This window comes from Methylobacterium sp. DB0501, from assembly GCF_011043735.1.
Classification (GTDB): Bacteria; Pseudomonadota; Alphaproteobacteria; order Rhizobiales; family Beijerinckiaceae; genus Methylobacterium; species Methylobacterium alsaeris.
Genome location: NZ_JAAKGV010000027.1, coordinates 75,229 through 97,044 on the forward strand (window position 1 = coordinate 75,229; position 21,816 = coordinate 97,044).

General features: G+C 66.6%; 18 protein-coding genes. 8 read left to right on the forward strand and 10 right to left on the reverse strand.

Translation table 11 applies throughout. The features are described from left to right. Positions 1-674: 674 nt before the first annotated feature. Entirely contained in the window at positions 675-1,487 is an 813-nt protein-coding gene (locus G4G93_RS30320) for an IS5 family transposase (RefSeq protein ID WP_165090465.1), read from the reverse strand. A gap of 314 nt (positions 1,488-1,801) precedes the next feature. Between G4G93_RS30320 and G4G93_RS30325 the strand changes: the two genes are divergently transcribed. Next, complete coding sequence (locus G4G93_RS30325) at positions 1,802-2,467, forward strand: DUF1796 family putative cysteine peptidase (protein ID WP_165090466.1); 666 nt, start codon at positions 1,802-1,804, stop codon at positions 2,465-2,467. On the opposite strand, the gene G4G93_RS30330 is transcribed toward G4G93_RS30325, so the two are convergent. Both G4G93_RS30330 and G4G93_RS30335 read right to left on the reverse strand, forming a co-directional pair. Continuing rightward, positions 2,468-4,723: a right-handed parallel beta-helix repeat-containing protein gene (locus G4G93_RS30330; protein ID WP_165090468.1), complete on the reverse strand. Its 2,256-nt coding sequence runs from the start codon at positions 4,721-4,723 to the stop codon at positions 2,468-2,470. A gap of 261 nt (positions 4,724-4,984) precedes the next feature. After that, on the reverse strand, positions 4,985-5,548 hold the full coding sequence (locus G4G93_RS30335) for a hypothetical protein (protein ID WP_165090470.1): 564 nt from the start codon (positions 5,546-5,548) through the stop codon (positions 4,985-4,987). Between the two features lie 289 nt (positions 5,549-5,837). Between G4G93_RS30335 and G4G93_RS30340 the strand changes: the two genes are divergently transcribed. Beyond that, on the forward strand, positions 5,838-6,836 hold the full coding sequence (locus G4G93_RS30340) for a glycosyltransferase (RefSeq protein ID WP_165090472.1): 999 nt from the start codon (positions 5,838-5,840) through the stop codon (positions 6,834-6,836). A 549-nt stretch (positions 6,837-7,385) separates the two neighbouring features. On the opposite strand, the gene G4G93_RS30345 is transcribed toward G4G93_RS30340, so the two are convergent. Both G4G93_RS30345 and G4G93_RS30350 read right to left on the reverse strand, forming a co-directional pair. Next, positions 7,386-8,333 (reverse strand): AEC family transporter, encoded by a 948-nt coding sequence (locus G4G93_RS30345; protein ID WP_165090474.1) that lies wholly within the window; start codon positions 8,331-8,333, stop codon positions 7,386-7,388. A 50-nt stretch (positions 8,334-8,383) separates the two neighbouring features. Next, positions 8,384-8,857 carry a site-specific integrase gene (locus tag G4G93_RS30350; RefSeq protein WP_165090476.1) on the reverse strand — a complete coding sequence of 158 codons (474 nt, stop codon included), beginning with the start codon at positions 8,855-8,857 and terminating at the stop codon, positions 8,384-8,386. Positions 8,858-9,088: 231 nt separating this feature from the next. Here G4G93_RS30350 and hutH point away from each other — a divergent pair, with 231 nt between their 5' ends. From hutH to G4G93_RS30365, 3 genes are all read left to right on the forward strand, one after another. After that, on the forward strand, positions 9,089-10,630 hold the full coding sequence (gene hutH, locus G4G93_RS30355; RefSeq protein WP_165090478.1) for a histidine ammonia-lyase: 1,542 nt from the start codon (positions 9,089-9,091) through the stop codon (positions 10,628-10,630). Then, complete coding sequence (hutG, locus tag G4G93_RS30360) at positions 10,627-11,436, forward strand: N-formylglutamate deformylase (RefSeq protein ID WP_165090480.1); 810 nt, start codon at positions 10,627-10,629, stop codon at positions 11,434-11,436. The genes hutH and hutG overlap by 4 nt, the downstream gene beginning before the upstream one ends. Before the next feature lie 198 nt (positions 11,437-11,634). Then, positions 11,635-12,207, forward strand: coding sequence for a HutD family protein (locus G4G93_RS30365; RefSeq protein ID WP_165090482.1), 573 nt, complete (start codon positions 11,635-11,637; stop codon positions 12,205-12,207). Here the strand turns inward: G4G93_RS30365 and G4G93_RS30370 are convergent. Then, on the reverse strand, positions 12,202-13,113 hold the full coding sequence (locus G4G93_RS30370) for a LysR substrate-binding domain-containing protein (protein WP_165090484.1): 912 nt from the start codon (positions 13,111-13,113) through the stop codon (positions 12,202-12,204). The two genes, G4G93_RS30365 and G4G93_RS30370, sit on opposite strands and share 6 nt — an antisense overlap. Positions 13,114-13,353: 240 nt before the next feature. Between G4G93_RS30370 and G4G93_RS30375 the strand changes: the two genes are divergently transcribed. Then, positions 13,354-14,706 (forward strand): LLM class flavin-dependent oxidoreductase, encoded by a 1,353-nt coding sequence (locus tag G4G93_RS30375; protein ID WP_165090486.1) that lies wholly within the window; start codon positions 13,354-13,356, stop codon positions 14,704-14,706. Between the two features lie 73 nt (positions 14,707-14,779). Continuing rightward, positions 14,780-15,316, forward strand: a complete 537-nt coding sequence (locus tag G4G93_RS30380) for a flavin reductase family protein (protein ID WP_165090488.1) — start codon at positions 14,780-14,782, stop codon at positions 15,314-15,316. Between the two features lie 243 nt (positions 15,317-15,559). On the opposite strand, the gene G4G93_RS30385 is transcribed toward G4G93_RS30380, so the two are convergent. Both G4G93_RS30385 and G4G93_RS30390 read right to left on the reverse strand, forming a co-directional pair. Continuing rightward, complete coding sequence (locus G4G93_RS30385; protein WP_165090490.1) at positions 15,560-17,173, reverse strand: ABC transporter substrate-binding protein; 1,614 nt, start codon at positions 17,171-17,173, stop codon at positions 15,560-15,562. A 51-nt stretch (positions 17,174-17,224) separates the two neighbouring features. Beyond that, the gene (locus G4G93_RS30390) at positions 17,225-19,270 is read right to left on the reverse strand and encodes an FAD-dependent oxidoreductase (protein ID WP_246737118.1); all 2,046 of its coding nucleotides are present in this window, start codon (positions 19,268-19,270) and stop codon (positions 17,225-17,227) included. A 156-nt stretch (positions 19,271-19,426) separates the two neighbouring features. Here G4G93_RS30390 and G4G93_RS30395 point away from each other — a divergent pair, with 156 nt between their 5' ends. Further along, positions 19,427-20,365 (forward strand): LysR substrate-binding domain-containing protein, encoded by a 939-nt coding sequence (locus G4G93_RS30395; RefSeq protein ID WP_165090494.1) that lies wholly within the window; start codon positions 19,427-19,429, stop codon positions 20,363-20,365. Positions 20,366-20,724: 359 nt separating this feature from the next. Here G4G93_RS30395 and G4G93_RS30400 read toward each other — a convergent pair whose 3' ends face one another. Both G4G93_RS30400 and G4G93_RS30405 read right to left on the reverse strand, forming a co-directional pair. Beyond that, on the reverse strand, positions 20,725-21,450 hold the full coding sequence (locus G4G93_RS30400; RefSeq protein ID WP_165090496.1) for a transporter substrate-binding domain-containing protein: 726 nt from the start codon (positions 21,448-21,450) through the stop codon (positions 20,725-20,727). Positions 21,451-21,525: 75 nt separating this feature from the next. Then, the coding region (locus tag G4G93_RS30405) for an aldehyde dehydrogenase family protein (RefSeq protein WP_165089796.1) at positions 21,526-21,816 on the reverse strand (291 nt) is incomplete at its 5' end.

A 21,816-nucleotide genomic window follows, 5' to 3' on the forward strand; every position in this document is an offset into this window, starting at 1 on the left:
AACTATAGGGCCTGCCGTGTTGAATCTTAGCTCGGCAAGGTCCATGATAGGTGCCAAATGTGGCATCCTCGGCGACATTAGTGCCATTTACCAGCGTCTTGCAACCTCTCGCATCGGGCAGTTTCTAAAGTTTGTGGCCAATCAATCGAGTAGGGCGCAGCTCGCAGCATATTTTGCATTGAGTCATATTTATGTTTTCTCTAACACCTGTCTCACGGCAGAAAATTTCTATTATTTGCTATAAAGTTGTAGTTGTAATTCATCTTTTAGCATCAAATTGACATTTTTTAGCGCCAGTATGACCAGTATAGGTTGAATTTTTTTGATAACACTGCGGAGCTAAAGGCCAAGATAAACCAATCACACGTTGCGTAAGATAGCTGTTGTTAATTTCACGAAATGTAATTGAATATACCAGAGTGATCTAGCGAGCGCTATTGAAGCGGTGATAGGCGGTATCGGTTGATTCACTCAGGAGGCGGAAGGCGATCCTGGATGGCGCGATGACCGAAGCCTGAGATGCCCGCAGGTCTCGGCCATCTCCGGGACCGCTTTGCCGCTATTCCGGATCAGTGCGGTCGCAAAGGGTGCCGGCAAGTACGGGGCGTGTCTCGTGGAGTGGTGTCGCTGAACGGAGGCGGGAAAACCAGCGTGCGCCTCTTCCCTAGAGCGTGTTATGTACTCGTCATAAGTTTTTCGGCCTGCTTGAGCATGAGGAAGACGAAGGCGACCATGTGGAGACCAGCCAAGGTACTGGCGTAGCGCTCGTAATCCTTGACCAGCCGTCGATAGCGAGTGGCCCAGGCAAACGAGCGCTCCACCACCCACCGGCGCGGCAGCAGGACGAAGCCGCGCTTGGCCTCGGGCGCCTTCACCACCTCCAAATCGATGCTGTTGGCACGCGCGGCAGCTGCGGGCTTGGGGCCGGAATAACCCTGATCGACAAAGCCCAGCTCGACGCTGTCGCCTGTCTCCGCCTGAACTTCGGCCGCCAACCGACCGACCTCGGCCCGGTCGTCGGTACTGGCGGGCGTCACGTGCAGCGCCACGACATGGCCGGGCGTGTCCACCGCCAGATGCACCTTCGCCCCGCGCTTGCGCTTGGCCCCGTCGTAGCCCGCCCGCTCGCCGCTCTCGGGCGAGGAGGAGCGCAGCGTCCGGCTGTCGAGGATCACCCCCGAGGGCTCCGGCTCCCGCTCCGCCGCCATCCGCAGCACCGCCCGCAGGTCGCCGGCCACGTCCGCGAAGCTGTCGGCCGACAGCCAACGCTGCGTCTGTTGGTAGACCGCGGCCCAGGGCGGCAGGTCGTGCGGTATGAACCGCCACGGCGCCCCCGTCTTCACGATGTAGCGCAGCCCGTTGAACACCTCGCGCAGATCGTGCTCGCGCTGCGCTGAGCTCTCCCGCAGAAGCGCGAGGTAGGGGGCTACCAGCGCCCATTCTTCATTGGACACGTCGGACGAATAGGCGGGGCGATCGGTCGGCATCACCCTTAACGCAAACGCCACCCAACTAGTTCATAACACGCTCTAGTAATTTACTGAACTTAGTTCGTCGAATCAAGGACGGATTGCTTCAACGAGAGCCGTCAGCCCAGCGCCTGCCATCGCGTTTTTTAGTATACTTTGGTGGCGGAGAGGCCGTCCGCGCGTGCGCTGTGATGGCGCGCACGAAATCACGGAGGGCTGGGCGTCGGCGCTCTTAGGGCCAGAGCGTTGACCCTGTGTCCATCGGCGCCGGGGGGAGTGGACGGCGCCAAGACTGCTCGTGTAGGTTGGGCAGCAAACCGGGGCCTGGAACGATGCTTGATAAAGAATACGATTGGATTATCAGTCTTGGGTCAAACTGTACCCCTGCCTGGAATATAAGAAAGCAGCTTAAACAGCCTGAAGCTTTCCCGTTTGACTGGTGGATTTCCGATTATTACCCAACACTCTCAGTATTGAGATCAAATTTCTCAAATATGTTTGATAATGATGAAATGCTTATTGTAGATAATTGCTCTACGGTTGTATCTAAGCGCTATTGGCTGAAATACCATCACGATTTTCCGCACAAACCCGGAACAGGCCAAGTTTCGGAGGACTTTAAGTCACACCTGAACGCGGTGCGAGGAAAGTACGATCGCCGCGTCCAGCGACTGCATGATGCCATGCGCAGCGGATCGATACTCTTCGTTCGCCAGGGTGGCGTTAACTCCACGCAATCATATCCAGACGAAGAAAAGCTCAAAAACAGTCACGCTCTATATGATATGCTGGTTCGGCTCTGGCCTCACGCGGAGTTTGATCTGCTGGTTATTGAGGATAATAATTTAGGCAACCCAGTTATATCAATGTCGAATGGAAGGATTGCCTTCGATCAATTTCCCCCGTCATCAAGCAAGGGGCATGATTGGCGAGAGGCGGAATATGCTGCGTTGTGGGAGCGTCAGCGGATATCCCGGATAATACCATTGCAGCCGTGATTACTGCACTTTCACCCTGCGCACGTAGGCCACCCATCGCCAGGCGTTGGTGTTCGGGGCCGTGACGCTCACGTCGAGGCACCCGTTCGACGTATCGGCGGTCACCTGAAGCGAGGCCGCCGAGCCGGCTCCGGCCGAGGCCTGGGCCGCGGTCGCGGTACTGAACGCGCCGCTGTAGGTCGTGGCGGCTGCCGAGGCGCCGCGATCGAGGGCGTTGACCCCGGTCGCGGCCCAGTCGGCCCAGTTGCCGGCCGACGAGGTGTCGCGCCCCGACACCCGGAGTTCGAGCTGCATGTGGGCATTGTTGGGCAGGTTGACGCAGTTCGCGGACCCGGCTGCGGCCTGGTTCGATGTTAGCCGTACAGGCGATGTCGATGTCGAGACCTGCCGCAGCACATGCTGACACGTCATCGCCAGCCCCGAGCCGCCGAGGCTGTCAGGGCCGGGACTACCCGACGCCCAGCAATCGGCGCCGTTCAAGCCGTCATCGCCCGCCTGATAGCCGCCGAGTCGGGAGATCGTGCCGATTGCGTTATTATATTGCCCAGTTGCAAAGCATCCGTAGCAGTTCACGTTGTTGCCGAAACCGCCGGCGCCCGAGTTTGGTTTGGAAATCGAGTTAGATTGCCCATAAAGAATAGAAGAATATGGATTGTTGTTCTGGTTGTTGGATGATTGCGGCCCCAAGACTGTGAGATGGCTAGCCCCTCCGGTGGCCACGCCCGAAACATTGTTGTCGGATTGGACGCCCAGCGTGACGTAAGATGGACTGCCGGTGAACGTGACGAAGTACCCGGTGCCGAAGGCGAACGTCGATCCCGTGATGCTGATGTAACGGCTGTTCGTCGAGCCGGCGTCGTTGATCTTCACCGGAGAGGCCATGCCCGAGAAGACGTTGCCGGTGAAATTGATGTTCGAGGACCCGTTGAGCGTCAAGCCGCTCGTGCCCCCCGCAAAGTTATTGCCGTCCCCCACGATGCCGTTGCAGTTCGTGCAGACCAGTGGGCCGCCGGTTGCGAACCAGTTTTGTTGAAAATGGCTTGCGTCGAACCCGTTGAAAAAAGCGCCATTGGTATTCGAGTCGAGATCGTTCCCGCGAATTTTGCTACTATTGATGTTTTTCGTTCCGCCGTTATAATCAAAATACAAACTCCAGCCGTTTTTAAAGATGATATTCTGATTTACGAATATTCCATCGCCGTAACCCTTGTGCTCGATGCCCTTGACCCATCCTTTGATGTAGTTATGATTTTCAATGATGATGTCGGCCGGACGCGTTGCAAGGGTCCCGCCGTACAGGTAAATGCCGGAATTCTTGCCGTCGCTGATCTGGTTGCGCTCGATATAGATCTGATTGGGATTGTATGACGCGCCGTCGATCGCGATCCCGTTCCAGGCGTTCGCGCCGCCGATCGCGTTGCTGTCGATGCGGACGTAATACGAGTCGGTCAGGTGGATCAGCGCACCGGCCGTCGCCGCCTGGGCACGGGCGACGCTGATGTCCGCGATCCTGATGCCGCCGGCATGCCCGCCGACCGAGAGCCAGTCCGCAGTCGCCGTGGGGTCATCGAAGATGAAGCGCGTGCTGTCGCGTGAGGCGCCCAGGAAATTCCAGTTGGACCGCGTTACGGAAAGGGTCGCAGTCGTGCGGTACGTGCATGACCCGCACAGCCTGATCGTACTGGCGCCGCTGTTGATCGCGGCCAGGATCGCGCTGGTGCTGTCGGTGCCGCTGCCGACCGCGCCCGTGCTGTCCCCAATGGCGCCCCACCACTCGGGAGACACCTCGCGCTGCCTGGGCGCCGCGTAGAAGCCCGGGGTGCAGCCATCCGCGAAGATGCGCGACGGCCCCGCCGTGACCGTCCCGGTGAACTGGAGGTTATTCGATCCGCACGACAGCACCGCCCCGGGCTCGACTATGACATCGGCCGCGATCGTTAGGTAGGGGCCGGACAGGTAGCTGTACGATCCAGCGGGCAGCCGCAGCGGCCGACCGGTGCTGGCGGCCCGGTTCGCCGCTGCCGTCAGGGTCGTGTAGTCGAGCGCGTTGATGACCTCTCCTGCGCGATCCGCGTTCGTGCGCGCGATGCTTGCACCTGCCGCTGTCACGCTCATCGTCGACCCGTCGCTGGTGCTGCCGGATCGGACGCCCGGCGCGATCCCGTCCGGGTCTGCAAATGGCATGCGCATCTCGGCGCGAGCGCTGGTTGCCGGAAGCGCGGCGGCGATCAAAAGAGTAGTGGCGAGGCGGTGCATAGCTTTAATCCTGGATCACTCGACCACGGTGACTTTGGCGGTAGCGGCCGTCCGGCCCATGAACCCCAACGACCGTATAGCCCGGGAACTCGCCCGTCCCGATGCCCGCGCAGCCGTCGAGGAGTGACCCCTCGGCCACCAGTATTCGCACGTTGCCGGCGGCCGAGCGCGCGCGGGCGAACCCGCGACCCGCCGTCACGAAGGTGCCGGGGGACTGGGACGAACGGATGAGCAGGGGAGGGGGGCTGTTCAAAATCCGGTCTATTGAGGCGGGTCGGCAGCTAAGAGGTTCACGCGCACGCCGCTCGCGGCGGCGCCGAATACATCGAAGTTCACGAGCGCGGGCTTGGTCGCCGCGGGCCGGACAACGAAGCGATTCGAGACGCAGCCAGGCGAGCAGATGCAGATCGACTTCGGCGAGTTCCAGGTGAGACGCTCGGTGAGGAGCCCGCACGCACGTCCCTGTTCGTGGCAACCCTCGGCGACCTCCGCAGGCGATACCGACCCTGGCCTGCGCCTCGCGAAGCCGCCGGGTATGCCGGGCGCGCGGAGGTTCATGGGTGTTTCGGCGAAGGTCCAGCGTCGGCAAGCCGGATTGACGCGGTAGAATCGCCGCACCTCGATGCGCAGCGTGATCCGCGATGCCAATAGCGGCAGTTCGGCGGGATGGCGGTGGTAGCAGTTACGGATGGACTGGCTCTTAGGACCGCAATCGGGACATCGACCACCGGTTGCGTCCAGTTGTGTCGGAACAACAAGGTGATCGTCGTGTTGCCATACGGACTGCGCGATGCGGAACGCCAGGATGGCGGCGGGAATGTTCATGTCATCCACGATGGGGCGGGCTGAACATGACATCATTAGCGTGAATCAATTCACAAATGGCTACGCAAAGCGTGCATGAACCTTAGGGGCGGGGCAAGCTCGATACTATAGAGCGTGCTCTAGATGAGGATACACCTTGCCATTGCAAAACTGATTTATTATTATAAGGCGGCTGGATCTGAATTCAGATCGCGGCGCGTGTTGATTTTGGGAGGAGCGCGATTATTTTGGCAAGATCTTTGAATATGCTGAGGATATGTAGTAATATGTCAGTACATATGAGGTCGCTATGAATTTCATAGGGTATGATCATCAGAATAAGCCGGCGCCTATTCGCCTTTTCCATGACGATGATAATTTAAAAATAATCCTATTGCATGAGAGTCTTGGCGCTTTGGATGGTATAATAGGCAATACTGACATATCGAGAGTTTTTTTTGCTTTATCGTTTTCCTGGAATTTCGATGATGATAAGTGCGTAATTTGCAAAAATTTCATAGAACAACTATGCGAGAAATATCCACATGCAAAAAATCTCATATTGTCAAATATTATTTTTTTGATGAATTCAGCCTCTGAGCTGCATCGCGCACGTGCTATTATGCCTGAAATTGCGTCAGCGCATGTCAACAATGCCTCTTTTCTCTCGGAGAGGCAGCTTTATATTAAGCACAGCACTATATTATATAATGCAGTTATTAATGCCAAGAATTTTTTATTCAAACGTCATTATCTGGCGCAAGATGTCGCGGATATTGTGGCGATTTCATATGACACCAGTGCCCATGAGGCAAAAATAAAAAGTTTTGATATATCAGATTTTGCGTCCAAAATATATGAATCAATTCCTGAAGAGCAAATTACCGATATCTTATGCCAAGCGAATTGTGGGCTCGCACTTTCTGAAGTCGAAGGCGCATGTTATGCAAGTGCTGAATACTTGCTCTGTGGACTTCCGGTAGTGAGTACAATTTCCTTGGGGGGAAGATCAGATTTTTACGATAGCTATAATTCTCTGATTGTCGAGGCGTCTCCTGGCGCAGTGGCCGACGGAGTGCATGAGTTCAAAGCCCGGCGTCTACGGGGAGATATTGATCCAGAATTAATTAGAAGCTCAACAATATCAAGAATGAAAATCTTCAGAGCGCGCCTTGTTGAAGAATTTTCGAGAATGACCAATGTAGATTATCATGTTATAGATGAAAGATTAAATTTTTGCCTCAGCGATAGCAATAAATTATGGGGATACAAAAATTTTTGGCTGCAACATGTTTGCATTTCTTCTTAGCAGATATGCGTGAGGCGATATATTATAGGACCGTGCGCGCATGCTGTATAGGCATATGTCGTTAAGGCGAAGGCATCCGGCTATCTGAACCTCTGCTATCTCTGCGCACAAGGTGTAAACTTGCGTTACGCTCGGCCTGCTCGGGTGCGATGTAGATGTCTGATTTCGGAACGAGGTGGTGCCGGCCGACCTTGAACCGGCCTGAGTCTTTGCTCCTGACCTTGAAGATGCCTTGGAACGGAGTCTGAACCGCACTAGGTTTCTCGGAAGTGTCTTGGGTCAGGCGGCCAGGGCTCGGTCGCCGACATGGGCACGCAGACGGGGCGATCGGCAGTACCCTGCAGAGTCCATCGATCGTCGCGGGCGACTCGTGGACCAACGTCCGGATCGTTCTGAAGGGATGATCACGCCGAATGCGGCGCTTAAGATCCGCGGACGAAAACACCGAGTTGCTTCGGAAATTCTGGCAACGCACTGACAAACCTTGCGCTGATGCACGAGGGTGAATCACGCTGCACGCGACGAGCGAAGCCCTGTTTCGGCAACCTGCTAGAGCGCCGCCGAGATGATCGCAGTGAGCGTCGCGACGGAGACGACCGTGGCGACCACGACCGTGGCCGCCGAGACCTCCATCATCGCGCCCGAGCGATGCGCGAGGAGGAACGCGTTCGCGCCCGTCGGCAGCGCGGCCGTGACGATCATGATGATCCCGGCCGGCTGCGGCACGGAGGCCATCGCGACAACCAGGCCCATGCAGAGCGGCATCACCGCGAGCTTGATCGCCACCGCGGCGAGGACCGGCGGGCCGATGGTGCCGCGGCGCAAGACCGGCAGCGAGGCGCCGAGGCTGATCAGTGCGAGCGCCGGCGCGGCCTGGGCCAGGAGGTCGAGGATCCGCCGCAACGCCTCCGGCACCGGGAGGCCGGTTCCGTTCCAGAGCGTGGCCGCCACGATCGACGAGATGATCGGGTTCTTCAGGCTGCCGACGACCGTGTCCCGCAGGGTATGGAGGAGGGGGCGCCGGTGCTCGCCCCGGTCCAGCTCGACGAGGACCGTCGCCGCGGGCAGGAGCAGGAGCGAGTGCGCCGCGATGATCGACAGGAGGACGGCGAGGCCCGGCCCGCCCCAGATCCCGCCCACGATCGGGATGCCGAGCAGCACGGTGTTGCCGAACGCGGCGTTGAGCCCGAACAAGGCGCCCTGGGCGATGGTCATGCGCAGCAGCGCGATCCCGCCGAGGACCGAGAGGGCGAAGACCGGCAGCGCCACGGCGAAGTAGAGGCCGATCACGTCGAGGCGCGGCGGGGTCCGGCTGCCGACGATCGACAGGAACAGCAGCGACGGCAGCAGGATCCAGAAGATCAGGCTCGTCAGCCCCTTGGTCTCGGCTTTATCCACGACGCCGAACCGGATGATCAGGCGCCCGATTGCGATCAGGCCGAAGACCGGCAGGATGACGGAGACCAGGGTCGATGCGATGGTCGCGAGGTGTGACATGCTCTCTTTCTCGATTGAAAGCCCGTCACGGTCCCGCCCGCGATCCCCGGTCACGCCGCCCCGGGGCTCGACTCCGACCGGTTCCCCGACAGGGGAGGCCTGACCATCCGCTGCGCCGGCGAGACGTCCGCCTCGGTGTAAACCTCGGTCGTGCCGCGATCGGCGCAGCCGAGAAGCTCGCCGATCACCCGCAGGTCGGCGCCGTTCTGCAGCAGGCGGATCGCGAAGGCCGGGCGCAGCTGGAGCTCGGTCGTCGGATTCCCGGACCCGCTCCCCTCGGCCACCGGGAAGCGATGGAGCCCCTGGGCGACCGAGCGGCGCCGGCTGATCGTCGAGTGCGGGAGGGCGTCCCGGTCGAGATCGGCGCGATACGCCACCATGTCGTCGCGGGTCACGGCAGCGAGGCCGCGCCCGCCGGGACAGCTCGCGAGGTCGCGGCGATAGGTCTTGAGCGACGAGGCGGCGGGACCGCGCGCGGCCGCCAGGGCGTTTAGCCGGAGGTCGGCGATCTCGGCATTGGACATCCCCCGAGCATGGCGGCGACCGGTTAACGACCGATCCCGGCAGGCCGGCCGGGGCTGCGCCGGACGCGCGCCGCGCTTGCCAAGCGGGATTACATGTCTATACATAATGCCGTAACGAGACAGGCGTGCCGCCACGCTCGCCGGCCGACGGCGCGGGGGATGTCGATGCCGCGCGGCATCGGAGCGGCCGTGGGGCTCGCGCGCACCGCTTCAGGAAGCGAGGACCTTGCGATGACTCTGATTCTCCATCCCGGCCGCGTGACGCTCCAGGATCTCGAGCGCGTCTATCGCGACGGCGCGGCGGCGCGGCTGGATGCGGGCTTCGACGCCGCCATCGCACGGGGCGCGAGCCGGATCGCGGCGATCGCCGAGGGCGAGGCGCCGATCTACGGCATCAATACCGGCTTCGGGAAACTGGCCTCCATCCGGATCGCGCCCGGCGACCTCGCCACCCTCCAGCGCAACCTGATCCTGTCGCATTGCTGCGGCCTCGGCGAACTCCTGGAGGCCGACGTGGTGCGCCTCGTGATGGCGCTGAAGCTGATCTCGCTCGGCCGTGGCGCCTCGGGCGTGCGGCCGGCACTCGTGCGCCTCATCGAGGCGATGCTCGCGCGCGGCGTCGTCCCGGCGATCCCGGGCCAGGGCTCGGTCGGCGCGAGCGGCGACCTCGCGCCGCTGGCCCATCTGGCCGCCGTGATGATCGGGGAAGGCGAGGCGTTCCTCGAGGGCGAGCGGATGCCGGGCGCCGAGGCGCTGCGGCGCGCCGGGCTGGAGCCGGTGGTGCTGGCCGCCAAGGAGGGGCTGGCGCTCATCAACGGCACGCAGGTCTCGACGGCGCTGGCGCTCGCCGGGCTGTTCCGCGCCTTCCGGGCCTTGCGCACGGCGCTCGTCACCGGCGCGCTGTCCACGGATGCCGCCATGGGGTCCTCGGCGCCGTTCCACCCCGAGATCCATCAGCTTCGCGGCCATCGGGGCCAGATCGATGCCGGCGCGACCCTGCGGGCGCTCCTCGACGGCTCGGCGATCCGCGAGAGCCACGTCGAGGGCGACGAGCGCGTCCAGGATCCGTACTGCATCCGCTGCCAGCCGCAGGTGGCGGGGGCCTGCCTCGACCTCCTGCGCCAGGCCGGTCGCACGCTCGAGATCGAGGCCAACGCCGTCACCGACAACCCCCTCGTCCTGTCCAACGGCGAGGTCGTGTCGGGCGGCAACTTCCACGCCGAGCCGGTCGCCTTCGCGGCCGACCAGATCGCCCTCGCGGTCTGCGAGATCGGCGCGATCGCCCAGCGCCGGATCGCGCTCCTGGTCGATCCGGCCCTGTCCTTCGGCCTGCCGGCCTTCCTGGCGAAGAAGCCGGGCTTGAATTCCGGGCTGATGATCGCCGAGGTGACCTCGGCGGCGCTGATGAGCGAGAACAAGCAGCGCGCCCACCCGGCCTCGGTCGATTCGACGCCGACCTCCGCCAACCAGGAGGACCACGTCTCGATGGCCTGCCACGGCGCCCGCCGCCTGCTGGCGATGACCGACAACCTGTTCGGCATCCTGGGCATCGAGGCCCTGGCCGGCGCGCAGGGCGTCGAGCTGCGCGGACCGCTGCGCACGAGCCCGGAGCTGGAACGGGCGCTCGCCGCGATCCGCGCCGCCGTCCCGTCCCTGGAGGACGACCGCTACCTCGCGGGCGACCTGCGCATCGCCGCCGCCCTGGTGGCCGACGGCGTGATCGAGGCGAGCCCGTCCCCCGGCCTCCTGCCGGGCCTGGAGGCGGCGCGGTGAGCCCGGTCGAGATCGCGCAGGGAGCCTCGCCGGTCATCCTGGCCTTTCCCCATACCGGCACGGAGGTTCCGCCCGACATCGGTGAGCGGCTGAACGACGAGGGGCGCTGCCTTCGCGACACCGACTGGCACATCCACCGACTCTACGCGGGGCTGCTGCCGGATGCCACGACCGTGCGGGCGACCTTCCATCGTTACGTGGTCGACGCCAACCGCGACCCGACGGGGGCCAGCCTCTATCCCGGCCAGAACACCACCGGCCTCGTTCCCGCGACCGATTTCGACGGCGCGCCGATCTGGCGGGACGGCGCGGCCCCGGACGCGGCCGGGATCGCCGACCGGGTCGCGCGGTTCCACGCGCCCTACCACGCGGCGCTCGCCGCCGAGATCGCCCGCGTGCAGGCGCGGCACGGGATCGCGGTGCTCTACGACTGCCACTCGATCCGCTCGCGGATCCCGTTCCTGTTTCCGGGCACGTTGCCGGACTTCAACATCGGCACCGATGGCGGGCGGACCTGCGACCCGGCGATCGAACGCGCGGCGGCCGAGACCTGCGCCGCCGCCGACCGCTATACCAGCATCGTCAACGGCCGCTTCCGCGGCGGCTGGACGACGCGGCATTACGGCCGCCCCGAGGCCGGGATCCACGCGATCCAGATGGAGCTGGCGCAGAACTCGCACCTCGCGACGGAAGCGCCGCCCTTCGCGCTCGACGAGGCGAAGGCCGCGCGCCTGCGGCCGGTTCTCGGTGCCCTGCTGGGCCGGCTCGCTGCCGCGGCGGAGGTGCTGAAGGGCGCTCGGGCGTGAGGCGGAAGCGCGGCGACGCGCGGCCGGACCCGGCTTCGCGCCGATGCATCCCTGGCGGCTATGTCCGGCAGCGGCGGAGCCGTCCAGGGCATGGAGCGGCCTGAGCTTTCCCCTCTCTCCGCCCGCGGGAGAGGAGCAAACCCGCACCTTTCATTGTGCCGAGCAGTCGCCCGCGCCAACCGAGAAGGATCACGCCCCATGCGCCTCCTGAAGGCCGAGGACCATGTGCGCATGCCGTGGAAGAACGGCGGCGGCGAGACTGCCGAGATCGCCGTTCATCCCCCGGGCACCGGGCTCGGCGGGTTCGACTGGCGCGTCTCGATGGCGAGCGTCGCGGCGGACGGGCCGTTCTCGCTGTTTCCCGGCATCGACCGGACGCTCGCAGTCCTCGACGGCGAGGGGATGGATCTCGCCGTCGAGGGGCACGGCACGCATCGCCTGACGCCGGCGGCTGCGCCGCTCGCCTTCCCGGGCGACGCTCCGGCGAGCGCTCGCCTCGTCGCCGGGGCGATCACCGACCTCAACGTGATGACCCGACGCTCGGCCTGCCGGCCGCAGGTGAAGCGGCTTCGCGGCACCGTCCCGCGCTTCGCGGCGAGCGGAGGCTGGATCGTCGTGGTCGCGGTCGGCCCTTCGACCGTCGTCGTGGACGGCCGGACGGTGCCGCTCGGCCGCCGCGACGCGCTCCTGGGCGAGGGCTCTGCGACGATCTCGGGCGGCAGCCCGGTCGATCTCGTCGTGATCGAGATCGACCCCGTCGCGGCCTCATGACGGCGGGGCGGAGACGAGGCCTTGCGCCCGGCCCTCGCCGAGGAGCCAGCGGTGGAAGGCCCGCGCGCCGGTCTTCCTCAGGGAATCGGGGTTCCAGGCGAGGTAATAGGGCTCCGGCAGGGGCAGTCGCAGGTCGAAGGGGATGACGAGCTTGCCGGTCTCCAGCTCCGGCCCGATGAAGGCCAGCTGCCCGAGCACGAAGCCCTGGCCGGCGAGCGCGGCGTCGATCGCGCTGCCGGACAGCCCGTAGGTGAGGTTGGCGGGCGGCGGCCTCGTGCCGATCCGCCGGCCCCATTCCGCCCAGCCCGGATTCGCGCCGAACCGCGGGTCCCAGGCGATGTGGAGCAGGGGAAAGCGCATGATGTCCTCCGGCCCCGACAGGCGCTGCCCGGCGATCAGCGAGGGCGCGCAGACCGGCACGCTGTAATCGGTGAAGAGTTCGGCGTGGTGCGGCGGGTGCAGGCGGCCGCCGTAATAGATCCGAAGGTCGGCCGCGCCCTGGCTCAAGTCCGGCTCGGCGTCGCTGCCGACGAGCGAGACCCGGGCCTGGGCGTCGAGTTCCGTCCAGTCGTGCATCCGGCGGCCGATCCACTTGCCGAGCACCGTCGTCAGGCAGGACAGCACGATGACGTCCGCGGTCGCGTCGCGTAGCGTGGCGGCGGCCTGCGTGAAGGCCGCGAAGCCCTGGCGGATCTGCGCGTGGTACGTGGCCCCGAGCGGCGTCAGGCGTAACGCCCGCCCGTCATGCTCGACGAGCCGCGCCTTCACCGACGCCTCGAGCTTGCGCAGCTGCTGGCTGACCGCCCCCGGCGTCACCCCGAGATCGGCGGCGGCCAGCGTCAGGCTGCCGGTCCGCCCGAGGGCGTCGAAGGCCTGGAGCGCCTTCAGCGGGGGCAGGGGAGACATGACAGCGGAGACATGACGGTTCGGGCCTCGTGCGCCTGCCGCCCCGCCGGCCCTCCCGGGGACCGGCGCCGACAGATTTTCTAAAGCATGAGTCAGAATTTCTCCGGTCCCGGCAAGCCCGCCCCCGGGCATACTGCACCGGTCGACACCGTGCCGCGCCGCCCGGGCGAGGCCGCGGGCCGAGCCCCCGTCCTCCGGTGAGGCCGCAGGCCGAGCCCCCGTCATCGAGGAGACCCGCGAATGCCCCGCCCGGACACGCTCAAGCTCGGTACGTTCGTCTACACGTTCGGCTTCCATCCGGCGGCGTGGCTGCACCCGGACAGCGACGTGCGCGGCGCCAATGACCTCGGCCACCTGATCCGCTGCGCCAAGATCTCCGAGGCGGGAAAGCTCGACTTCATGTTCTTCGCCGACAGCCCGGCGAGCGCGGTCGGCGATGCGGGCGCGCTCGCCCGCAACCCGACCAAGATGAACCGCTTCGAGCCGATCACCGCCATCACCGCCCTGTCGCAGCACACCGACCGGATCGGGTTCGTGGCGACGGCCTCGACGAGCTATTACGAGCCCTACAACGTCGCCCGGCTGTTCGCCTCCGCCGACCACATCTCCCGCGGGCGCATCGCCTGGAACGTCGTGACCTCGGACCACGACGAGACCGGCTACAACTACAACCGCGAGGGGCTGCCGCCGCATGCCGAGCGCTACGAGCGCGGCGAGGAATTCATCGACACCGTCTTCGGGCTCTGGGACAGCTTCGAGGACGACGCCCTGCTCCTCGACCGGGAGAGCGGCGTCTACCACGACAAGGACAAGCTCCACGCCCTCAACCACAAGGGCAAGCATTTCCAGGTCCGCGGCCCGCTCAACATCGCCCGCACGCCGCAGGGGCGGCCGGTGATCGCCCAGGCCGGCGGCTCCGAGCAGGGCATGGAGCTCGCCGCCCGCACCGCCGAGATGGTCTTCTCGCTCGCCTCGAACATCGAGAAGAACCGCGCCTTCTACGCCAACGTGAAGGGGCGGATGGCGGCTTACGGCCGCGACACGGACGACCTCAAGATCCTGCCCGGCATCGTCGTCAATGTCGGCGAAACGCGGGAGGAGGCCGAGGCGAAGGCCGAGGCGCTGGTCAAGCTGATGCACCCCGATGTCGGGCTCCTGATGCTGCAGGAATTCCTGGAGACCGACCTCCACGGCGCCGACCTCGACAAGCCGTTCCCGATGGACCGGATGCCCGCGACCGCCAAGGGCTCGAAGGCGATGTTCGAGGAGCTGAAGGAGTTCGTGAGCCAGGGCCACACGATGCGCGAGCTGATCACGCATTACGCCCGGCGCCACACCGGCAACGGGCTGACCGGCACGCCCGCGGAGGTGGCCGACTTCATGCAGGAATGGTTCGAGACCCGCGCGGCGGACGGCTTCATCCTGATGTGCCCGACCCTGCCCTCCAGCCTCGAGGACTTCACCCGCCTCGTCGTGCCCGAGCTGCGGCGCCGCGGCCTGTTCCGCGAGGAATACGAGGGTGCGACGCTGCGGGCCAATCTCGGCCTGTCCACGCCGCCCACCCGTCACGCCCTGGCCCGTCGGAGGATGTGACATGACGATGGCGGTCCGGATGCCCTATGAGAGCTTGCGTTGCGGCAGGGGCGGCGATCGGGGAGCGGGGGCGATGAGCGGAGACGAGGCCGGTCCCGTGCTGCGGCCGGGCGATGCCGAGACCTTCCGTCAGGTGTGGCGCGGCTTCGGCTCGACCGTGGCGGTGATCGCCACCGAGCACGGCGCTGTGCGTCACGCGATGCTGGCGACGGCGGTCAGCTCGGTCTCGATGGACCCGCCCTCGCTCCTCGTCTGCGTCAACCGCACCGCCTCGGCGCACGCGGCCCTGCACGGGCGGGGCGCCTTCTCCCTCGGCCTCATGGCCGCTCCCCACCGCGACCTCGCGGCCGCGATCGCCGAATCGCCCTCGGCGATGCGCTTCGCGCACGGCACCTGGCGCCGGCTGCAGGACGCCGACGCCGCGATCGCGGGCCTGCCCTGGCTGGAGGAGGCGCAGGCGACCTTGTTCTGCGCGACCGATGCCTGCCACGATTACGGCACGCATTCGGTCCTGATCGCCCGGATTGCCGGCGCGATCGGCGCGCGCACGACCGATCCGCTCCTCTACTGCGACGGCGGCTACGGGCGGTTCGCGCCCGGGGAAGGGTGAGACGATCCCCGCCCGATCTGCCGGAGTCGAGCACAAGGCGCGTCGCCCCTCTCTCGGAGCCTGTTTGACTTGCTCGACGGTCGTGACGCCCCGATGTCGCTCCGGGCTCCGCCGCGCAGCTCGGAATGACATCGGGGGCGTCGACTTGGGGGATCCGATCAAACGAGCCCCAGAGCGAGATACGTGAACGCCGTAGCCCGCATGGTCGACGCGCCCGACATGCATTCGGGGCGGGAGGCCGTATCAGGCCTCCAGCCAGACGTGCTCGGCGAAGGCGAAGCCCATCATCGCGCCGAGCGGGTTGGCTTGCAGGCCCTTCAGCTTGCTCGCATGGGCGTCGACGTTGGAGATGAAGACCGGGATGCCGCTGCCGGCCTCGTCGGCGATCATCGCCTGCATGTCGCCGTAGATCTGTTTCCGCTTGCCCTCGTCGAGCAGGCCGCGGGCCTCGACGAGCAGCCGGTCGAATGTCTCGGATTTGTACCGGGTCTCGTTCCAGGGCGCCGACGAGGCGTAGAACAGCGAGAACAGGATGTCGGGCGTCGGCCGCGGGTTGATGTTACCGAAGCAGACCGGGGATTTCAGCCAGTAGTTCGACCAGTAGCCGTCCGAGGGCATGCGCTGAAGGTCGAGCGTGAGCCCGATCGTGGCGGCCGCCTGCTGGAGGATCACCGCCATGTCGACCGAGGAGGGCGCCGCGTCGGAGGCGACGACCGGGATCGTCTGCCCCGTCAGGCCGGCCTTGGCGAAGAGCGCCTTCGCCTTCTCGGGGTCGAAGGCGCGCGGCTTCACCTCCGGGTTGAAGTACTTGTTCGAGGGCGGGACCGGCTGGTCGTTGCCGATCTCGGCGAGGCCCCGCAGGGCCGATTTCTGGATCAGCTCGCGATTCAGGAGGTGCTTCATGCCCTCGACGAAGCCGGCCTTGTCGCCGGGCGCCATGTCGAGGCGCATGCTGAGATTGGTGTAGTTGCCCGCATTGCTCTTGGTGAAGGTCACTCCCGGCCGGCTCTCGACGAACCGGATCGAGCGCGGATCGATGGCGCCCGCCAGCTGGATGTCGCCGGCGAGCAGCGCGTTCACCCGGGCGGTGTTGTCCGAGATCGCGATGAACTCGAACGAATCGAGGTATGGCGCGCCCGGCTTCCAGTAGTTCCGGTTCTTCAGCCCGACCGACCGCACGCCCGGCTCGAACACCTCGCAGGTGAAGGCGCCGGTGCCGTTCGCCTTGGCGAAGCTCCGGGTGCCGTCGGCCACGATCATGAAATGGTGCATGGCGAGGATCGTCGGCAGGTCGGCGTTGGGGTTCGCCAGCGTGATCTCGACGGTGCGGTCGTCGGGGGCGCGGAACCCGGTCATCTGCTTGGCCAGCGCGTTCACCTTGGAGCCGACCAGGGGATCGGCGTGGCGCTGGAGCGAGTAGATCACGTCGGCGGCGGTCAGGCCCTTGCCGTCGTGGAAGGTGACGTCCTTGCGCAGGCGCACCGTCCAGGTCCGGGCATCCCGGCTCTCGATGCTCTCGGCGAGCTCCATCTGGACGTCGCCCCTGGCATCCAGGACCGTCAGGCGGTTGTAGAAGGCGCAGCAGCGCGAGTAATCGGCCGAATGCGACGCCTTCGCCGGGTCGAGGGTGTCGGCGGTGGAGGACGACCAGCCCGCCGCGCGCAACGCACCGCCCGAGCGCGGCGTCTGGGCGACGGCGGCGCCGGCCCGGCCGAGGATCGCGCCGCCGGCGCCGAGCGCGACGCCGGACAAGGCCAGACCGCGCAGGAGCTCGCGGCGCGAGGCACCGCGGCGGACGGCGTCCGCGATGCGCGCCTCGTCCGAGCGGGTCCAGTTGGTCACGACGGAATCGGTCATGGGGTGCCCTCTCGGATCGGTGCCGCGGAAAAAGTGGGATCGTCCCGGAGGTCAGAGCCCCGAGCCGAGGCGGTAGGCGTCGTGGATCGCCGAGTGAATGTCCCGGCTCGACACCGCGTCGCCGATGCGGTGCAGCACGAAGCCGCCGGCGGCCGGCGGCGGGTCGTCCCCGCGCCGCATCAGCGTGTCGAGGCGCGTCACCCCGTCATTCGCCGAACGGCCGCGCAAGGCGCCGTAGAGGTCGTCCATCGGAACCGTGCCGTGCTCGACGATCACCTGCGCGGCTTCGATGCGAATCTCGTGCCCGGTATATTCGTTGCTCAGGATCGCCACGAGCCGGTTGCCGGCGCGCAGGACCTTCGTCAGGCGCGCGTCGACCAGGGAGCGGATGCCGCGTTCCGCGACCTGCTTGCGGAAGCCGGTCCGGTCCGAATAGGGCATCTCCAGCGCCAGCGCGTCGTCGGGCGTCGCGACCGTCACCGTCCTGCCCTCGCCGGCGAGGCGCAACGCGCAGGACAGGGCCGCCTGCCGGCCGGTGCCGTCATAGATCAGCGCGTCGTCCTTGCCCGGTACGGACCCGGTCAGCACGTCCCAGACGCTGTCGCAGAATTCCGCGCCGTCGAGCCAGTCGAGGTCCGGGACCCCGCCCGTCGCCACGATGACCGCGTCGGGCGCTTCGGCCAGGATGTCGTCGGCCTCGGCGAATGCGTTGAGGCGCGTCTCGACGCCGAGACGCTCCAGCTCGGCCACGCGCCAGTCGACGATGCCGATCAGGTCGCGCCGCTCGGCCGCCGCGGTCGCGACCAGGATCTGCCCGCCGAGCCGGGCGCCCGCCTCCATCAGGACGACCCGGTGCCCGCGCTCCGCCGAGACCCGCGCGGCCTCGAGCCCGCCCGGACCGCCGCCGACGACCACCACCTTGAGGGATCGTTCCGCGGGTTCGACCGTATGCGCCAGCACCGTCTCGCGGCCGCTCGCCGGGTTGTGGATGCAGTTGACCTTCTTGTAGAGGCAGTACGAGGCCCCGACGCAGGGGCGGATCCGCTCCTCCTCGCCGCGCAAGATCTTGGCGACGATGTCCGGATCGGCGATGTGGGCCCGCGTCATCCCGACGAGATCGACGATGCCCTCGCGGATGACGTGCCGGGCGGTGGCGACGTCCCGGATGCCGGCGGCGTGGATCAGCGGCAGCGTGGTCTCGCGCCGGAACTGCGCCACCCGGTCGAGGAACGGGGCGCCCGGCTGGAACATCCCCGGCATGTTGTGCTCGGTCAGGACGAGGTCCGAATCCATCCGGCCGTAGATGCAGTTGATGTAGTCGATCCCGCCCTCGCGCTCGAACAGGCGCGCCGCCGCCACGGCATCCCCGAAGCTCAAGCCGTCGGCGACGCCCTCGTCGATGACGAAGCGGATCCCCACCACGGTATCGGGCCCGACCGCCTCGCGGATGGCCCGGTGCACCATCAGGCCGAAGCGCGCGCGGTTCTCGATCGACCCGCCATAGGCGTCGGTCCGGGTGTTGGTACGGGGCGACAGGAACTGGCCGATCAGGTGGCCGCCGGTGACCGTCTCGACGCCGTCGAGGCCGGCCTCGGCGCAGCGCCGGGCCGCCGCCGCGTAATCGGCGACGATGCGGGCGATGTCGGCGTGGTCCATCTCCTTCGGGAAGTTGCGGTTGCGGGTCTCGCGGATGCGGGACGGCGCCAGGACCGGGAGCCAGTGGGCGCCGTAGGCCGTCGCCCGGCGGCCGAGATGCGAGACCTGGCACATCACGGCCGCGCCGTGCCGGTGGATCCGCTCCGCCAGGGCGCGCAGGTGCGGGACGACGCCGTCGCCCGACAGGTTGAGCTGGCCGCCGCCCCAGCTCGAATCCGGCGAGGCCATCGCCGAGCCGCCGACCATCGTCATCGCGAGGCCGCCCTGCGCCTTGACCTCGTGGTAGCGCTGGTAGCGCTCGCCCGGGATGCCGCCGTCGTCGAGCATCGAGGCGTGGCTCGTGCTCACGATGCGGTTCCGCAGCGGCAGCCGCCCGAGCCGGAACGGCGTCAGCAGCGGGTCGCCGCTCGTGGCAGGCCGGGGCTCGTCCGTCGCATCCATCGATCGCATCGTCACCGCCCGCCGTGAGCCGCAGCGGCGGGTTGGCCGGCCTGCTGCCGACCGGTCCGCTGCCCTCGGGATCGTGCGGTCAGCTTCGGGGATCGCCGCGGGGGGCACCAGCTTGAAAAGGCGTGGCCCGGCCCATACGCTCAGCGTATGGACGGCTTCTCCCGCCTCGTGCCCTCTGCGCGGGGGCTCCTGATCTTCGAGGCGGCGGCGCGCCGGGGCAGCTTCACGGCGGCAGCGGCCGAGTTCAACATCAGCCAGCCTTCGGTAAGCCGGAACATCGCGCAGCTGGAGGCTGCGATCGGCGTGCCCCTGTTCGAGCGGCGGCCGAGCGGGCTCGTCCTCACCGGCGACGGCCGCGACCTCCACATGGCGGTGCATGACGGCCTGGAGCGGATCGGCGAGGCGCTGCTGCGCATCCGGGCGCGGACGCGGACGCGGCGCCAGGTCGTCACCCTGTCGCTGTCCAGCTCCTTCGTCGCGCACTGGCTCCTGCCGCGCTTGAGCCGGTTCAACGCCGCCTTCCCGGAGGTCGACCTGCGGTTCGACCTCATTCCCGGCATCCTCCGGGCGATCCCGGACAATGTCGACCTGGCAACGCGCATCCTGCCCGACGACGGCCAGTACCATCGCTGGGACCTCGCACCCGAGATCATCCTGCCGGTCTGCAGCCCGGCCTACCGCGCGGCGCGGGGGCCGTGGGAGGAGAGCGGGCGGGCGGGACACGTCTTCCTGCATCTCAGCGAGCATTCGCCGAAGCTCTGGGGGACGCCGCCGGGCAAGGGGGATCCGGGCAGGAGGGGGCCGGGGAAGGCCCCCGGGATCTGGCACGAATTCTCCGACTACGCGATCATCCTGCAGGCGGCGCTGAACGGCGAGGGCATCGCGCTCGGCTGGGTCAGCGTCGTCTCGACGGCGCTCATCGCCGGGACGCTGGTGCCGGCTTCCGGCTGGCGGCTGCGCACGGGGCGTTTCCACACACTGCTGGCGCCGAAGTCGCGCCCGCTGAACCCGGTCGTCGCCGAGATCGCGGAATGGCTCGCGGGTGAATCGGCAGGGGACATCGAGCGGCTGGCGGGGATCGTCTGACCGCCTTGCCGCGGAACTCCCGCGTGTCGATCAGCGAGCGGCCCCCGGCGTCGAAGGCGCGTCCGCCGAAGGCCGTCAGGAAGGTCAGGAGCTCGACCTTCGGCGTCGCCGGCCGCCGCGCCGGTCGGGTTGCCGGCGCCGCAGACGCGCTTGCCCTCGGCGGCTTCGCCCGCGGGCGCCGTCCGCGCCACCGCCGGTCCGGTGAGGCAGGCGGCGACCGGCACGCTCCCGGGGAGCGTCCACGCGACGAAAGTCGGCGCGTTCATCGCCCCATCCGCGGTCGGCAATCGTCCCATCACCGGTGCGGTCGACCGCTTCCGGCCGTCATGCCCGGGAGGATCCGGCGATCGGCGAATCGGTCATCCGCCCGCACCATGCCCGTTCTTCATCAGCAGACGATCGAGATCGCCCGATCCCGTCAGCCGATCGAGACACTCGTCCAACGACCTCACCGTGATGTTGCCGTGCAGCGGCACGGCGATCGCCTGGTCGATCGTCGTGAACCGGCCCGGCAGGACGCGGACGTCGCCGTGCCGCGCCGCGAATGACGCGACGGCCTGCCTCACGCCCGCCGCGACGTCGCACTCGCCTTCGCGGAGTCGGTGCAGGGCATCGCCCGGCGTCGGCATCGCCACCAGTGCGGCGTGCCGGAGGGACCGGACCAGATGGCCGTGATACGCGGCCCCGCTCGCCGAGGCGACCCGCACCTGCGGCCGGTCGACGTCGTCCCCGCTCCGGAACGGACTCGCCTCCCGGACGGCGAAGACGCCCTCGATGCTGAGGTAGGGGCGGCTGTAGGCCACGCGATCGGTGCGGGCCGGATCGACGGCGATGAACGCGACGTCCCATCCCCCGTCGCCGACGGAGGCCATGAGGGCGCCGGCCGACGGGAAGGAGACGAGGCGGACCGGGCGGGCGAGCCACTCGCCGAGAGCGCGGCCGAGATCGACGGCGATCCCGTGCGGTTCGCCGTCGTGCCCGCCGACCTGCACGAGCGCCGCATTGGCGAGGTTGATCGCGATGCGCAGGGGCTCGCGTGAGGCCGGATCGAGAGGTGTTGCGCCGTGTCGGCTGGGATCGCTCATCGTCGGTGCCTCTTCCGGCCGGGAGACGGCGAAGGGGATTCCGGCCTGTCGCCGTCTCCTTCGCCGTCGTCGCCGTCACTTCATGGTCGGCATCACGAACTCGGCTCCGGCCCGGATGCCGGTGGGCCAGCGGGTCGTGATGGTCTTGAGGCGGGTGTAGAACCGCACCCCCTCCGGCCCGTGCATGTGGTGGTCGCCAAACAGCGACGCCTTCCAGCCGCCGAACGAGTGGAACGCCATCGGCACCGGGATCGGCACGTTGATCCCCACCATCCCGACCTGGATCTGGTGCGCGAATTCCCGCGCCGCGTCGCCGTCCCGCGTGAAGATCGCCGTCCCGTTGCCGAACTCGTGCTCGTTGATCAT